Here is a 15,295-nt window from a genome sequence, read left to right on the forward strand (position 1 = left end):
GAAGAAGGAAGAAGGAAGAAGGAAGAAGGAAGAAGGAAGAAGGAAGAAGGAAGAAGGAAGAAGGAAGAAGGAAGAAGAAAGAAGGAAGAAGGAAGAAGGAAGAAGGAAGAAAGAAAGAAGAAGACCCTTCTGCTTTGCGATCATCGGGTAAACAGGAGGAAGAAGGAAGAAAAGCCAGGGTTTTAGCAAGTGAGAAAGTGTGAATCGTCTTAAATATTGCTATATGTTTATTTTGAGCGATCGCACTTTAGTAAAGCACAGAACTGACTTTCGGGACTTGCGCACAAAAACTCTAGCGTTCCGGGTTTTTATACCAGGGCTGATGGCTGTTACCATATTTTTTCGTAAAAAACCCTGTTTTTCCGTAAGGCATAAGTTTATTGTAAGATATTTACACTAACTGTAAGGAGCATCGAAAATAATGCGAATTTTAATGATGGGCGGTACTCGGTTTATCGGGGTTTATCTTACTAAGATTTTAGCAGCACAAGGGCATGAAGTGGTGTTGTTTAACCGCGGCAACAAGTCGGTACCGGTTTCGGGCGTGAAACAGATTCAGGGCGATCGCACAAATGTCGAACAACTAAAAGAAAAGTTATCGACGGTCGAGTTTGACGCTGTTTTTGACAACAACGGTCGCGAACTCAGCGATACAAAGCCTTTAGCTGAAATATTTAAAGGGCGGGTGCAGCACTTTGTTTACATGAGCTCTGCGGGGGTTTATTTGAAGTCGGATCAAATGCCTCATATGGAAGGGGACGCTACCGATCCTAAAAGCCGACATTTGGGTAAATGCGAAACCGAAACTTACTTGGCCGCATCGGGTTTGCCTTGGACTTCTATTCGCCCGACTTACATTTACGGACCACAAAATTATAACGATTTGGAGGCTTGGTTTTTCGATCGCATTGCGCGCGATCGACCGATTCCGATTCCCGGTAACGGAATGCACTTCACGCAGTTGGGGCACTGTCAGGATTTGGCTAAAGCCATGGCGGCGGTTTTGGCTAACGAAAGGGCGATCGGGCAAATTTACAACGTTTCTGGCGATCGATTTGTCACCTTTGACGGTTTAGCCCGTGCCTGCATTCAAGCGGCTGGCAAATCCCCTGATGCTATTAAGATTTTACACTACGAGCCGAAACAATTTGACTTCGGCAAAAAGAAAGCTTTTCCTATGAGATTGCAGCACTTTTTCGCTTCAGTTAATAAAGCTGTCACCGAGCTTAACTGGCAGCCGGAATTTGACTTAGTTTCGGGATTGAAAGATTCTTTTCAGAATGATTATGTAGTTTCGGGGAGGGACAAAGCTGAGATAGATTTTTCAGTCGATGATGAAATTTTGAAATCGGTTCAAAGTTAAGTTAGAGTAGGAGCATCCCAACGCCAGCAAAAATCTATAACCCCACCCTAAGCCTCCCCTTACTAAGGGGAGGGAACAAGAAAGAAAGCAAAGAGGCTGTCACAGTAAAGTTCGCAATGGGACCTTACATCGGAGCAAAAGATAGCTACTTAGAGGTTATAGCAAAACTCAACAACGACAGGTCGGTAATTATTGAAATCCAAGTTCTAAACTGGCAGACATTGGGCAAGCTAGCTTTGTACAATACAGCAACAACTGATGGAACTAAATTAATGATTGAAGAATTGCACAAGGGATTCCCACCTGTAATTTATTTTATTGAAATCCGGACTCCCCAGTTGTAGAGCGACCAATTAAAAAATTTAGATAAGCCATGTTATATTTTTCAAACGCGGAAGATTTGACATCTTGGTTGGAAGCTAATTCTCCAAAAGACTAGGAAATATTAGGTGAATTTCATGCTTGGAATAACACTCGGCAATCGCTACAGTATTATCCGTCACTTGGGAGGCGGCGGATTTGCTCAAACTTATTTAGCTGAAGATAAGCAGCTACCAGGCAATCACCTCTGCGTCGTCAAGCAGCTTAAACCTCAAGCAACAGATCCCGAAACTCTACAGGTAGCTAGACGTTTATTCGATACCGAAGCACAAGTTTTGTACAAGTTGGGAAATCACGATCGCATTCCCCGACTTTTTGCTTTTTTTGAAGAGAATCAAGAGTTTTATCTAGTTCAAGAATTTATAGAAGGCCACGATTTAAGTCAAGAAATTATACCCCCCCAAACCCCCCCAAACCAAGGGGGGGCTGGGGCGGGTTCCCCTTACCAAGGAGGAACTGCGGGAGTCATGCAGGAAGATGCAGTCATTTGTATATTGCAGGAACTTCTCGAAATTTTAGACTTTGTACACCAGCAAAATGTGATTCACCGCGATGTCAATCCCCGCAATATTCTCCGCAGAGATAGAGACGGAAAATTAGTTTTAATTGACTTCGGCGCAGTTAAAGAAATTACTACTCAAATCACCAATCCTCAGCCCAAGAATAGCTTGAGTGTCAGCATCGGTACTCCCGGTTATATGCCCAGCGAACAAGCTCACGGCAACCCGAAACTCAGCAGCGATATCTATGCCGCAGGTGCGATCGCAATTCAGTTTCTCACTGGCATAAATCCTCACCAAATGCCCAAAAATCCCGATACAGAGGAAATTATTTGGCAGGACAAAACATCAGTCAGTCCTGAATTTGCAAAGATTTTAGATAAGATGGTAAAGTACGATTTTCGGCAACGTTATTCTAGTGCCGGCGAAACGCTGCAAGCTATTAAAGAATTGAAAAATTCTTTCAGCGGTACGGTTCCTGTATTGCCTCCGGTTGCTGCTGCGAATAAGTCTGTAAAAGCCAGAAAAAAACTGCATTTTAAAATATTGTCGCTCGTTAGTTTAATTGGCATCAGTATTATAGCATCAATTTATGGTGTAAATACTTTAAATTCTGCAAATGCAACAGACCTGTACAACCGAGGCAATACTCTTTACAATTTAAGCCGATTTGAAGAAGCTCTGGCAGCTTACGAACGAGCAATAACTCTCAGGCCGGACTACGCGGAAGTTTGGCAGGAAAAAGCCAAAACTTTATATGAATTGAAAAAATATCGAGAATCGCAGTCAGCTTATGATAAAGCCATAGAATTAAAGCCGGAATACTTGGAAGCTTGGACGGGACGCGGTTATGCTTTGGAGAAGTTGCAACAGTCTCAAGAGGCGATCGCATCTTTTGATAACGCTTTGAAAATCCAGCCCGACTATGCCTCCGCGTGGGAAGGCAGAGGCGATACTCTGTTAGATTCCCAGCGGTACGAAGAGGCGATCGCATCCTACGAAAAAGCTGTACAATTTCAGTCCAATTTGTACCATTCTTGGTACAATCTGGGACAAGCTTACCAAAAATTAAAACAGTACGATCGCTCCGTAGAATCCTATCAAAAAGCACTTGAAATCAAATTCGATAATTATGAAGCTTGGTACAATTTAGGCAATATATTCCTAGAATTAAACAAAAACCAAGAAGCTTTTGAAGCCTACGAAAAAGCCGTGCGGTTTCAGCCAAATTTTTATCAAGCGTGGTACAGTCAAGGCATTGCTTTGCTGAAAATGCGGAGGCATGAAGCAGCGGTAGAAGCTTACGAAAAAGCTGTTAAATTAAAACCGGATTATTATCAAGCGTGGTATAATTTAGGCTGGTCTTACCACGAATTGCGCAGGTACGAACAAGCAATTGAGTGTTACAGCAGAGCCTTAGATTTAAACCCGAAAGAATATCAAGCGTGGTACAATAGAGGCAATGCTCAGTACAATTTAAAGCGCTACGAAGATGCGCTAGTCTCTTACAATGAAGCCGTCTATGTCAAGCCTGACTATTCGGAAGCCTGGTACAGCCGCGGCAATGCACTTGTGGCGGTAAAAAGATACGAAGATGCGATCGCCTCCTATGACAAAGCAATTCGCTACAAACCGGATTACGCAGCGGCAATGGAAGCAAAAAAGCGGGCAGAAAGTCAGCTAGGAAGCAGCCCGCTAGAATCCCAACAACAACAATAATTGTTATTAGTCCCCCTCTGCTAGAACTTTGGGTGTAGTAGTTATTTCACGAGCCCAATAATCGTGGGGGTAGATTATTTTTTAGCGAACAGCGGGAGCAATTACGGTAACTCGGCGGCTGTCTACTAACATCGGCCAAAAACCTCGATCGCTCAATGTTTTTACAGCAGCAGTAGCGGCGTTTTGATCCGTTGTATAAGCGACGAATAAAAAGGGACGCTGGCCGTAGGAAGCTAAGCCTAATTGCGTGCCTAATGCTTCCCTGACTTGGGCGGCTAATTCCGGTTGGTTGAAGTAATCTACTAACACTGCATAACCAGGGCCCAGGGGTTGAGGATTGAAGGCAAGATTGCCCGTTGGAGGATTGGTGATTGGTTCAGAATCGGGCGCTGGCTGAGGGTTGTAGACTGGCAAATTTTGGGGTAGCGCCGCTGCGGGCGATCGTACTACGTAAGCTTGCAATCCGACAACATCTTCGATGTATTTAACCCAATCGCTGGCGATTTGTGAGTCGCGAAAGCCACCAACTCGCGTCACCGTGTCATTGATGTACCGACAAACTGTGTTGTTAGTATTTCCAGGGAAAGAGCGTTTTGCTCTTTCTTGCTGTTCGGGTGTTGGGGTGACAATTAACAGTAGATATTCATCGGACTGCGGCGGTTGGCAGCTCGATTGAGCTTTAACAGAACTCGATAAAATTGTTAAGACTAAAAGGGCTGTCGAAGTTGCAGAAAATAGGGGTATAGACAAAATAAATTTGTACAGTTTACCCCTAATTGTTGTTAGTTGTTTTATCGGAGATTTGGCTATTTTATTCATGCTGTCTGTAGGGAGGCTAGGGCATCGGGAATAGTTGGTGATGGTGCTGGAAATTCACCTGTCAGTACATATTCTAATCGCAGTTTCAACCAGGTGATGAAGACTGGATCGGTAGAAATAATAGCGGCGGCTGGCTGAGGGCATTTTGCTTTAACTTCTGCCATTGTCGGTGCTTCTAGGAAAGCGGGCTGTTTGACTAGCCAGAAGTCTATTTGTTTTTCTTGTTCATTGTAGTTGCGTGTTCTTTCTTTAAACACTTCATCGAGGGCTTCTTCTTCTAGCAAAAAGCGTTGGCTGGCTAAAACGTAGTAGTAGGTTTGCATTTTTCTCGGTTGTTAGGGGTTGACGGTTAGCGGTTAATGCCGCCTGTATCTGCCAGTTTTGCTGGTCAGGGGCGGGTTTGCTCAGTTGCGGTTGTTGGAGAGCTCTAGACTCTTGTGCCGTTTACTTTACCTTATTTGCTGTCATCTTGGGTAGATGCAGAGCAAGTCGCCTCAGAAAAATTTTTGGTGGTGAGAGTTGGGGGAGTTGCGGGTTGTTTGGGGATTGGGGCGATTATTTTTCTGGCGGGTGATTTTGTGGAAAATTTAGGTGACAATAGGAAATTAGATGGAATTGCACGTTGAATAATTACCAATTATTGAGACAATCAGGGGGTTCTTCAACCTAATTGGGAGTAGTTTGCATATGAAAACACTTCGGACAGTTTTTGATTGCCAAACCTAAAATAAGGCTTTCATGGCGATTGGGCGATCGACGAGCTACCTGGGTGAAAATGAAGGGTTTGTGACTACTACCTAAAAACAGTTCTGACTATTGTATTAAAAATGTAAAATGTGTGGATGGATTTGCTCGCGCCGGAATAGCGATCGCCCCGCTGTCACTTCCTCTGTTCCGCCAAAAGCGATCGCCCTCCACCCATGCTCAAATAAGCTCAACAAATCAGCTAAATTTATTGCCCAGGGAATGCAGCTAAAGGCTAAACTAATCTAAGTTTTACCATAAAATTTTCTCCCCGTTCATGAACATCGCTTATTTAGTTAACCAATATCCCAAAGTCAGCCACAGCTTTGTCCGCAGAGAAGTGCTAGCCGTTGAAAATTGCGGCATGAAAGTCGCACGTTTTTCGATCCGATCCTGCGAGTCAGAACTCGTTGATGGGGCCGACAAACTAGAGCAAGAATTGACTAAAGTAATCTTAGGAGTTGGTGTACAGGGGTTAGCGTCGGCTTTGCTGCGCGTTGCCGCAACTAGACCGATTCGATTCATCGAAGCTGTGCGGTTAATGTTCAAAGTTGGCTGGCACTCGGAACGGGGGATTTTGCTGCATCTAGCTTATTTAGCAGAGGCTTGCATTCTTTTAAATTGGTTTGCAGAATCGGGTATCGCACACGTTCACGCTCACTTCGGGACAAATTCGACAACAGTCGCAATGCTGTGCCGCGTGCTTGGCGGCCCGACTTACAGTTTCACCGTTCACGGGCCTGAAGAATTTGATAAAGCCACACTTCTTTCCTTAGACGAAAAAATTAAACGATCTACCTTTGTAGCAGCAGTTAGTTCCTTCGGTAAAAGTCAGCTTTTTCGGTGGTGCGATCGCACTTTTTGGTCAAAAATTCACGTCATACACTGCGGCGTAGATGCTGCATTTTTAGCTGCACCCTACGTCCCCATACCGGCAGCACCCCGCTTAGCTTGCATTGGCCGGCTCAGCGAACAAAAAGGTCATTTGTTATTGCTAGAAGCTGCTAAATTGCTAGCAGTTCAAGGCTTAGAGTTTAAGTTGGTACTCGTAGGAGACGGGCCGCTGCGATCGGATATTGAACAGCAGATTCTGCAACTCGGTCTGCAAAATCATATAGAAATTACCGGCTGGGCCAGTGGCGATCGAGTTCAGCAAGAGATTTTAGCTTCGCGGGCAATGGTATTGCCGAGTTTTGCTGAAGGTTTGCCCGTCGTAATTATGGAAGCCCTCGCTCTCAATCGCCCCGTAATTAGCACTTATGTTGCTGGCATCCCGGAGCTCGTAGAACCCGGTGTTTGCGGTTGGTTAGTTCCTCCCGGTTCCGCAGAAGCATTAGCGGTAGCGATGCGCGCGGTATTGGAAGCACCTGTAGAAAAGCTAGAACAAATGGGGAAAACAGGAGCAGAACGGGTTGCTCAACAACACAATGTTGATTTAGAGGCAAAAAAATTAGTCGCGCTGTTTGAGAGTGCTTGAAAATGGTGCAAAACCTATTGATTAACTGACATTTTGCACCATTATTAATAAGTCTTTCAAGGGCGGGATATTCTGCCCACCCCACAGGAAAATTAATTGTTTGTGGAACAGGCATCTTGCCTGTTCCTTTAATTAAAGCAACCTACTTACAAACTTTTTAAGGAATAGGAACAGACCGCAACAACTTGTCAACGATCGCCTTAGCCCTCCTTCCCCCCGCCGGAATCAACCTGTGAGACAGTACGTGCGGTGCCAAATATTTCACATCATCAGGAGTCCCATAATCCCGGCCCTCCATAAACGCCAAAGCCTGGGACGCCCGGTGCAAAGCCACCGCACCCCGGGGACTCACCCCCAGAGTAATCTCCTCATCTTCCCGCGTCGATCGCACCAAATCTACAATATACTGTTTCAAAGAACCTTCCACCTTCACAGCAGCGCACAAACGGCGCAATTCCTGCACTTCTTCCAAAGAAATACAAGGCTGCAAATCTTCAACAGCAAAACTATCAGAAAGCCGTTCCAACATTTGCAACTCTTCCAATGCAGCGGGATAGCCCAAAGTCAAAGACAAAGTAAACCGATCCATCTGCGCTTCCGGTAGCGGAAAAGTGCCTTGATATTCGATCGGGTTCTGAGTCGCAATCACAAAAAACGGCGCGGGAACATTCCGAGAAACTCCATCTACTGTCACCTGCTTTTCTTCCATCACCTCCAGCAAAGCTGACTGAGTTCGCGGCGTCGCCCGATTGATTTCATCGGCAAGCAAAACATTAGCAAAAACTGGCCCGGGCAAAAACTCAAACTCTCCGCTGCGCGGATTCCAAATATTAGTACCGGTGATATCCGTCGGTAACAAATCGGGAGTGCACTGAATCCGCTGAAACTTCCCATCGATCGATCGCGCCAAAGACTTCGCCAGCAGAGTTTTTCCCACACCCGGCACATCTTCCAGCAGCGCGTGCCCACCCGAAAGCACAGCTACCAGCACCAAGCGAATAGCATCAGCTTTGCCAACAATAGTCTTGCCTAGATTTTGTTTGAGCCGCTCAATATGTTGTCTCATATCCCTGATTGCTAATTGCTAATTGCTAATTGTTGATCGAACATCAAATTGCTCAAATCTTAAGTCTTTGCCTTGCGGACTTCCGATTTGTCCAACTAGAATTTAGTCTGACTCATCTTGCACCATTTTTTAAACCGATCGCCCGTTCTAGATCAGATAATTATTAGACTTTAGCAGTTAAGAGGCTTCTAGCAATATCGCAATCTGCCTGAATTTGAGTTTTGAGAGCATCCAGAGAAGCGAATTTTTGTTCTGGTCGCAAAAACTCTACCAAACTCGCGCTCAAGGTTTGACCGTACAAATCCCCAGACCAATCTAACAGGTGAACTTCCACAGTGGGTTGCAGGCCGTCTACCGTCGGGCGGCAACCAACATTCATCACCCCATTGACAAAAGATAAATTTGATGCTGTGTCGGGAATTACAGATTTGGGGTTTTCCCGCTGATAGGAAGAACTTTCATCTTTCATCTTTTCCCATCCATGCTTCAGCGAGACTCGCACCGCGTACACGCCATAACGTGGCAAAAATTTTTCCGGCGGCAGTTCGATATTAGCAGTAGGAAATCCGATCGTTCTGCCCAGCCGCTGTCCGCCAACCACAGTCCCGACTAAACTGTAAGGTCGCCCCAGCAACTGATTCGCTCTTGTGAGGTCGCCGGATGCCAGACCTTCGCGGATTGCAGAACTGCTGATCCGATCGCCCTCACCGCAATTGTGCAGGGGTACAAGAGCAACATCAATACCGTAACCCGAGGCGATCGACTGCAAATCCACAGCCGTCCCAGCGCGTCCCCGTCCAAACCGAAAATCAACCCCCACACTAATTCGACTTGCTTGTAGTTGTTGCACCAAAATTTTCTCGACAAACTCACAAGCAGTCAAAGCAGCCAATTCTCGATCGAACGGCAGCAGCACAAGTTGCTCGACGCCCATTGCTGCGAGCAATTCTACCTTTTCTGCCAGAGGCGTCAGCAGTTTTTTCGGTTGACCCGTAAAAAATTCTTGCGGGTGGGGATCGAAGGTCACCACAGTGCTGTAAAGTCGATCGACCCCATCATCATCGCGACCAGAGAGGCTGTTGCCCTCTGCCCTGGGGCCTATCAAACCCTCGAAATTATGGTGCTTGTCGGCTCGATCGAGCGGTGCTGCTGAGTCATTCTCCCAGGTCGCCGGAGGTTCGCTGTCCAAATTTTTATCTCTGCCAGCGTTTGAGCGCCAGTTTTGCCCCGTCTCCGAAACCGTCGCAGAATTTTGCCCAGCCGATCGATTTAAAATTATTGGCTGCACGACTTGTCGATGCCCTAGGTGCAAACCGTCAAAGTTTCCCAAGGCAACAGAAGTTGGAGTCAGAACAGCCGTACAAGAAGAAGTTACCCACACGCTTAATATTTTGACATACTTAGCCAGATTGCGATCGCCAGTCGATTTTAGATTTTAGATTTTAGATTTTAGAATTGACTCCACAGATGCAATCTGGGAGATTGAACTTTGGTCTCAACTTTTTGGTTTTCCACAACAGCAGTCGGAGGCTTGTATGCGTCTTTGAGGTCAGCCCTAACTTAAATTTGAGATTTCCGACCTCAAGATTTCAGAACTATCTGGCAATCTCAAATCCATCAGACAGGCACTTTAGGCGCTTGCACCGACTCTTGAGACAAATCGCGATCGGGAGGCAGCAACTGTAACGACAAACCTTCCCGCGCCATCAAACTGTTGGGGAACCTTTGAGCAACTTGTTCTCCCACCCTGTCTAAAAACTCGTCATTGTGCAGCGGGTCGTGGTGAAAAATCACCAACTTTTTGACATTAGCAGCCTTTGCCACCTTGACCGCTTCCTGCCAAGTCGAATGTCCCCAGCCGACCTTACTGCTCTTCTCCGAATAATACTCCTCATCGGTATAAGTAGCGTCGTAGATCAGCACCTCAGCATCGCGGGCCAAATACACCACATTTTCGTCCAAACGGTCGGGCAAATGTTCGGTATCAGTCACGTAAGCAGCCGAATACCCCCGCCAGTTTACGCGGTAGCCTACAGCTTCCCCGGGATGGTTCAACAAAGCAGTTTCCACCTTAATATCTCCGATTTCCAGCGGTTGGCCCACTTCTATATCGTTAAATTTCAGGTCTGCCCCCATAATTTGCAGGGGCACCGGAAAATTCGGGTGGAGCATTTGGTCGTGGAGCCGCTGCTGGATAGTAGCGTTATTAGGAGAAGGAGCAACTGCCCCATAGATATGAAAACAATTGCCCTTAATAAAAGCTGGGACAAAAAATGGGAATCCTTGAATGTGATCCCAGTGAGAGTGAGTAAAAAACATATGAGCTTCTACGGGCATCTGGGACAGGAGAGTTTGTCCCAAAACCCGCAATCCTGTACCGCCATCGAAAATTAGGCGACTGTCACCCACTCGCATTTCTATACAGGGCGTGTTACCCCCGTAACGTACTGTTTCAGCCCCAGGAGAGGCTATGCTACCTCTAACGCCCCAGAAGTGAACCGTGAATTGATTTTGCATACTAGATATGGGTTTTCCTGCAAGATTGTTCCGGCGAGCCATCGGTAAGGTGTTTACATACTGGTAGGGGCTTTACCATCAAACCCAAGCTCTTTGACGGTCGAGAAACGCACTTGTTGGAAGTGCCAAGAGTCTCGCTTGCCAGAGAATGCAAAACTGTTGGGCTTGACAACTGAGCAAGAAATTACAAGGTAGACTAATCAAGTCTCGATCGTAAGTTTTCTTTTCTTCTCTTCACTAGCCTAACCTCCGCAGACACAGTTTGGGGCAGAAGTTGTGCCTGAGTTTGGTCAAAAGCCGCTGTTTTTCCAGCCTCCGCACTTGCCGAACTGGATCGCGCGGTTGATTGTTGGCGCTGCTGCTTCACGGGTTTGAACCCGGATGATGCCCTTCCTGCTATCTAATCGGGTCGATCGACCATAATATCCAGGCGCAGGGGCGGGTTGACGCCGATATCTGGCTGATATTGCCGATCGGGCGTGACGGGACGGCCCCTAAAATAATTACGGTTAATTTACCGGACTTGATATGCTCCCGCCACCGAACCCCTACCTATGAGGATCGGGGACTCCTTTTAACAAGAAGCCGATTTAATTAACTCAACTCCCATTAATTCCAAAATCTTAGCAGTTTAGGAATGCTCCTGCTATTAATTATCAAACAATACTGTCTGGATTCTCGGCCTGCCCGGAGACTGCTGTCCGTCCAGCTAACCCTCAGTCGATTTTTAATTTTAGACTTCGGCGAGCGCTCAGCCGAGTCGAGCCGTCGAGTCGCGCTCAGTCGAACGATTTGAGATTTGAGATTTACTCCACAGATGAATCTGGGACCTTGAACGAGAGTCTAAAATTTTTGCTTCTGCACCGCGAGTGTCGGAAACTTGTATCCGTTTTTGGGCGGGGTCAAGCTGTGAACCGAGCATCATTTGACAGCCGGGGACAGCGATCGTTCGGGGCTGCGGGCAAAAAACTAAATTTTCCTCGCGCATTTCTCGGCGGACGAATTCAATCACCCAAAATTGCCCTATTTTCTGAAATTAAAAATTTTTCGTTTTTTTGCCCTCAGCCCAACTCCGATCGCCCTTGGTTGAACTGTTGTGCTTTTCTCAACAATCTTCAATTACTCTATCTTTGGTAATGATTTATCGGAATTCTACCAAGTTGCCGTACTCACCACGAGTTTAAATTTCTGGTATTATAGAGTCTAAGACTCTTGGTTTCCGATAATCTAAATCAGTGGTAAAAAAGCCTGGATCGTACCATTTTAGATTTTAGATCGGTAAAGACTGATTGTGTAATGGTTTGAAACAGGCAGACAGTTGTAGAGTTTATTGAAACGGGTATAAGTTAAAGTTATTTGTAAAAAAACTCAGTATGGATAAAGTTAAAAAAACTACAACCAAGCTGAATCGATCGCCAGTGAAAGTGTCCGATCGCACTTTGGAACTCGATCTGCACCCGTCGAGCGAGCTGTCCTTAGAAATGACTGAGGCCCGAGCTTTGAGGGAATTTAGTTCGGACGATCGCCCGCCGGGAACCCCAGCAGCGACAGGCCAGACAGCCGCAACAAAGCGCCGGAGAGTAGATGGCAAGACTTCCCGGGATCGATCGCCTGTGGTTTCTACTGCCTTTCTCAAGTGGCTGCTAGAGGGTTTGACTCGATCGAAAGGTTGGCTGGCAGTTGTCACCCTGGCAGCAGTTTGGGGGTGGTGGAACAGTCAGTTACTGTTTTCCACGGGCCTGGGGATAGCAGCGATGATGGTGGTTTACCGAGGGCAGTCGTGGGACTGGCAATTGCTGCGATCGAAAGGCGAGCAATTTTGGGAGGGCCCGAACCGCCGATTTGTTTTAGCCGTGGGCACCGGCGGGATTGCAACCTTGGGCGCTTACATGAGTTTGGCGATTTGGGCGGACTCCGAGAGCCACTGGATGGCTTTGAGCCTGATTTTGCAGAACTTTGGCACGATCGCGATTGCAGGGCTGTTGCTGCGGCAAGCGCTGAGTCTGGGCGCCTCAAAAGATGAAGTGGCGCTCGATCGCATCCTGGCAGATTTGACCGATCCTGACCCCGTGAAGCGTTTGATTGCAGTGCGGCAAATGACCGATTTGGTGAATAAGGGTGGGTTTGGCCCTGTGAGTTCTGTCAATAGTTCGATCGCCCGTTCCCGCGCTGCCGAGTGCTTTCGCCTGATGCTGAGTCGGGAACCAGAAGCTTTAGTCCGCAATGCCCTTCTCGAAGGTTTGCAGACTTGGGACGCTACTTATGGCTTTGCTCTAAAATCCAAAAATCAAGTCATCGACTACTAGCTGACCGTCAAAAGCGTAAAAAGTAATTCGATGAATATTCGGAGCTTTTACGCGCAGGGGAGCGCTAGGAGCGATCGGAGAATTAGACCCGGCCAGATTGGGCGCCGGCATTTCATCCTGAACAATTGGGTTGCCGTCGATGTCGCAAGCAGATAAAACAGTTCGCCGCGAGCTGGTAACAAGTCCTGACACCCAGCGAACTGGATGCTTAAAAGTTACTTCTATCAGTCCGCTTTTTGGGGCTCCCATTAACACTGTTGTCCCAGAACCCGTGAAAAATGCTGGGTTTGAAGGTTGGATGGCGACGGCATTGGTAAAAGTAACCCCCCAATGTGCAAACTGGTGTTCTACTACTTCAAAGCATTTCAAATCTTCTAAAGCTAGGCGGACGATCGCCGGTACGGTGGCGGCGCGCGATCGCACCTCTGACCCTGCGCCTGAGCGTTCTGGAGTGGCGACTACAGACTTTTTGCCGTTTAAATCCATGCTTCGATAGGCTGTATCAAATTCTGCAAACCCGTCAGATTGAAGACTTTTCGCATCAACCATAAAACCCTCGCGATCCCGTTTCCTGAGCAGTTGCATTTTTTGTAGACCTCCCTGAGATTAGTTGTTTCTTCTGTTTTGGAAGTGATAACGGCGAGGCCCGTGATTGCTAAACCTGCAATTAGGAATCGAAACCCGATCGCCCCCCTCCAACAAAGACTTTCGACCTCAAAAGCCACTGCTCCGCAAAATATCGTGATTAATTATTCGTGATTGGCGAGCGTCGGCTAACCTTCCGCCTGCCTGAAAGCCAGTCCTAATACTCCTGCTTTCCGAGCGCCTGCTTTCCGGGTTGGCGAACAGACTCTATTGCGTTGAGGGGTCTTACCCATCATTTTGCTATTATCTCCGATCGGCGGTAGTTTGCAAGGGTGAGGATAACTACACCGCCGAATTGCCCAAATCGCAAAACTTACTTGCTGTCTGTAGTTTCACGCTTCACCTGTACTAAAATAGATTTAAATCATTACTCAATCTTTACAAAAACGCCACCTGCTTTGCCATTTTTTCAAACAAAGACGGGGCGGCGGACAAAAATCTAAAATATAACAGTGATAGAGGTTTATTTATGCTTGTACCCCTCGGCTTCGGTCAGCGATCGGTAGTTACTTCTCTCGGCAGAATGGTTTACTACACGGCTGAAAAAATGCCTTGGATCGGGTTGCCGACCTCAACTTCGGAAAATAAACCGAATTTAGTATTTTTTCACGGTTTTGGGGGCGGGTCGAGTGCCTACGAATGGTCGAAAGTTTATCCGGCTTTTGCGGCCGAATATCGAATTTTAGCACCTGATTTAATCGGTTGGGGGCGATCGGAACATCCGCCGAGAAATTATCAAGTTGAAGATTATATCACAACTTTGATCGAATTTATCGAAAAAACTTGTGACAGTCCGACAGATGCGATCGCTTCTTCCCTGACGGGGGCGATCGCGATTCGAGCGGCGATCGCGCGGCCGGATCTCTTCAAATCCCTAATTTTGACGATACCCAGCGGTTTGTCGGACTTCGGACAAGATTACGGCAGCAGTTTCTTCGCTAAGCTAGTCAACACCCCAATTTTAGACAAATTGCTCTACAGTACCGGAATCGCCACAGACGGCGGCATCCGTAGCTTCCTAGAACAGCGCCAATTTTCCGATTCCCGTCGCGTTTACCAAGAAATTGTAGACGCTTACCTCGAATCTGCTTTGGAACCAAATGCAGAATATGCCGCCCTGTCTTTTGTGCGGGGAGATTTGTGCTTTGATTTGTCGCTGTACATCACTCAGCTAACAACACCGACAGCGATTATTTGGGGAGAAAAATCGCAGTTTACCGGGCCCGATATCGGCCAGCGGTTAGCCAACCTCAACCCCGAAGCAATCAAAGTTTTTCAATCTCTGGAAAACGTAGGTTTGACTCCGCAGTTAGAAATTCCCGCTGTGACTATTGGCTTAATTCGGCAATATCTAAAATTGCTTTCGGAAGGCTGAAGAAGTTCGGCAACGGATTTTTTAACGGATTTAAAGGATGCAGGTTCGGCAACGAGCAATGTACGGGATGTAACGGATGTAACGGATGGAGGTTCGAGGTTCGAGGCAAGAAGGAAGAAGTCAGAGGGAAGAAGGAAGATTAATTCCCAATTCCCAATCGCCAATCCCTAATTCCCAATTCTCCCGCCCAACAACAGGCACAAGCCCCCGACGCTATTGAGGCTTTATCCCAAAATTTTAGACCAAAGTTTGAGATCCCAGATTCATCTGTGAAGTAAATCTAAAATCTAAAATCGACTGAGGGTCTATCCCAAAATTTTAGACCGAAGTTTGAGATCCCAGATTCATCTGTGAAGTAAATCTAAAATCTAAAATCTAAAATC

16 protein-coding genes are annotated in these 15,295 nt (G+C 46.7%); 9 read left to right on the forward strand and 7 right to left on the reverse strand.

Annotated features, from left to right (window positions below; translation table 11 throughout):
• From QUA13_RS07775 to QUA13_RS07790, 4 genes are all read left to right on the forward strand, one after another.
• Positions 1-203, forward strand: a 203-nt coding sequence (locus QUA13_RS07775) for a hypothetical protein (RefSeq protein WP_333197777.1), incomplete at its 5' end; no start/stop codon positions are given.
• A 218-nt stretch (positions 204-421) separates the two neighbouring features.
• Positions 422-1,363, forward strand: a complete 942-nt coding sequence (locus QUA13_RS07780; RefSeq protein WP_333197778.1) for an NAD-dependent epimerase/dehydratase family protein — start codon at positions 422-424, stop codon at positions 1,361-1,363.
• A 116-nt stretch (positions 1,364-1,479) separates the two neighbouring features.
• Positions 1,480-1,707: a hypothetical protein gene (locus QUA13_RS07785; RefSeq protein ID WP_333197779.1), complete on the forward strand. Its 228-nt coding sequence runs from the start codon at positions 1,480-1,482 to the stop codon at positions 1,705-1,707.
• 114 nt (positions 1,708-1,821) lie between these two features.
• The gene (locus tag QUA13_RS07790) at positions 1,822-3,963 is read left to right on the forward strand and encodes a tetratricopeptide repeat protein (RefSeq protein WP_333197780.1); all 2,142 of its coding nucleotides are present in this window, start codon (positions 1,822-1,824) and stop codon (positions 3,961-3,963) included.
• An 81-nt stretch (positions 3,964-4,044) separates the two neighbouring features.
• Here QUA13_RS07790 and QUA13_RS07795 read toward each other — a convergent pair whose 3' ends face one another.
• Positions 4,045-4,713 (reverse strand): hypothetical protein, encoded by a 669-nt coding sequence (locus tag QUA13_RS07795; protein WP_333197781.1) that lies wholly within the window; start codon positions 4,711-4,713, stop codon positions 4,045-4,047.
• Between the two features lie 65 nt (positions 4,714-4,778).
• A complete protein-coding gene (locus QUA13_RS07800; protein WP_333197782.1) occupies positions 4,779-5,105 on the reverse strand; it encodes an MgPME-cyclase complex family protein in 327 nt (108 codons plus the stop codon).
• A 114-nt stretch (positions 5,106-5,219) separates the two neighbouring features.
• On the opposite strand from QUA13_RS07800, the gene QUA13_RS07805 reads away from it, so the two are divergent.
• From QUA13_RS07805 to QUA13_RS07815, 3 genes are all read left to right on the forward strand, one after another.
• Positions 5,220-5,408, forward strand: coding sequence for a hypothetical protein (locus QUA13_RS07805; protein WP_333197783.1), 189 nt, complete (start codon positions 5,220-5,222; stop codon positions 5,406-5,408).
• A gap of 208 nt (positions 5,409-5,616) precedes the next feature.
• The gene (locus QUA13_RS07810) at positions 5,617-5,775 is read left to right on the forward strand and encodes a hypothetical protein (RefSeq protein ID WP_333197784.1); all 159 of its coding nucleotides are present in this window, start codon (positions 5,617-5,619) and stop codon (positions 5,773-5,775) included.
• Between the two features lie 28 nt (positions 5,776-5,803).
• A complete protein-coding gene (locus QUA13_RS07815) occupies positions 5,804-7,003 on the forward strand; it encodes a glycosyltransferase (RefSeq protein WP_333197785.1) in 1,200 nt (399 codons plus the stop codon).
• A 157-nt stretch (positions 7,004-7,160) separates the two neighbouring features.
• On the opposite strand, the gene QUA13_RS07820 is transcribed toward QUA13_RS07815, so the two are convergent.
• The 4 genes from QUA13_RS07820 to QUA13_RS07835 form a co-directional block, all read right to left on the reverse strand.
• Positions 7,161-8,069 (reverse strand): AAA family ATPase, encoded by a 909-nt coding sequence (locus QUA13_RS07820; RefSeq protein WP_172188278.1) that lies wholly within the window; start codon positions 8,067-8,069, stop codon positions 7,161-7,163.
• Between the two features lie 163 nt (positions 8,070-8,232).
• Positions 8,233-9,450, reverse strand: a complete 1,218-nt coding sequence (locus tag QUA13_RS07825; RefSeq protein WP_333197787.1) for a bifunctional riboflavin kinase/FAD synthetase — start codon at positions 9,448-9,450, stop codon at positions 8,233-8,235.
• A gap of 236 nt (positions 9,451-9,686) precedes the next feature.
• On the reverse strand, positions 9,687-10,595 hold the full coding sequence (locus QUA13_RS07830) for an MBL fold metallo-hydrolase (protein WP_333197840.1): 909 nt from the start codon (positions 10,593-10,595) through the stop codon (positions 9,687-9,689).
• Between the two features lie 742 nt (positions 10,596-11,337).
• Positions 11,338-11,598, reverse strand: coding sequence for a hypothetical protein (locus QUA13_RS07835; RefSeq protein WP_333197788.1), 261 nt, complete (start codon positions 11,596-11,598; stop codon positions 11,338-11,340).
• A 361-nt stretch (positions 11,599-11,959) separates the two neighbouring features.
• Here QUA13_RS07835 and QUA13_RS07840 point away from each other — a divergent pair, with 361 nt between their 5' ends.
• Positions 11,960-12,892, forward strand: coding sequence for a hypothetical protein (locus QUA13_RS07840; RefSeq protein ID WP_333197789.1), 933 nt, complete (start codon positions 11,960-11,962; stop codon positions 12,890-12,892).
• On the opposite strand, the gene QUA13_RS07845 is transcribed toward QUA13_RS07840, so the two are convergent.
• Entirely contained in the window at positions 12,860-13,477 is a 618-nt protein-coding gene (locus tag QUA13_RS07845) for a hypothetical protein (RefSeq protein WP_333191631.1), read from the reverse strand. The genes QUA13_RS07840 and QUA13_RS07845 overlap by 33 nt on opposite strands.
• A 529-nt stretch (positions 13,478-14,006) precedes the next feature.
• Between QUA13_RS07845 and QUA13_RS07850 the strand changes: the two genes are divergently transcribed.
• Entirely contained in the window at positions 14,007-14,912 is a 906-nt protein-coding gene (locus QUA13_RS07850; protein WP_333197790.1) for an alpha/beta hydrolase, read from the forward strand.
• Positions 14,913-15,295 lie beyond the last annotated feature (383 nt).

Origin of the sequence: Microcoleus sp. S28C3, assembly GCF_036700785.1 — a bacterium.
Taxonomy (GTDB): Bacteria; Cyanobacteriota; Cyanobacteriia; order Cyanobacteriales; family Microcoleaceae; genus Microcoleus; species Microcoleus asticus.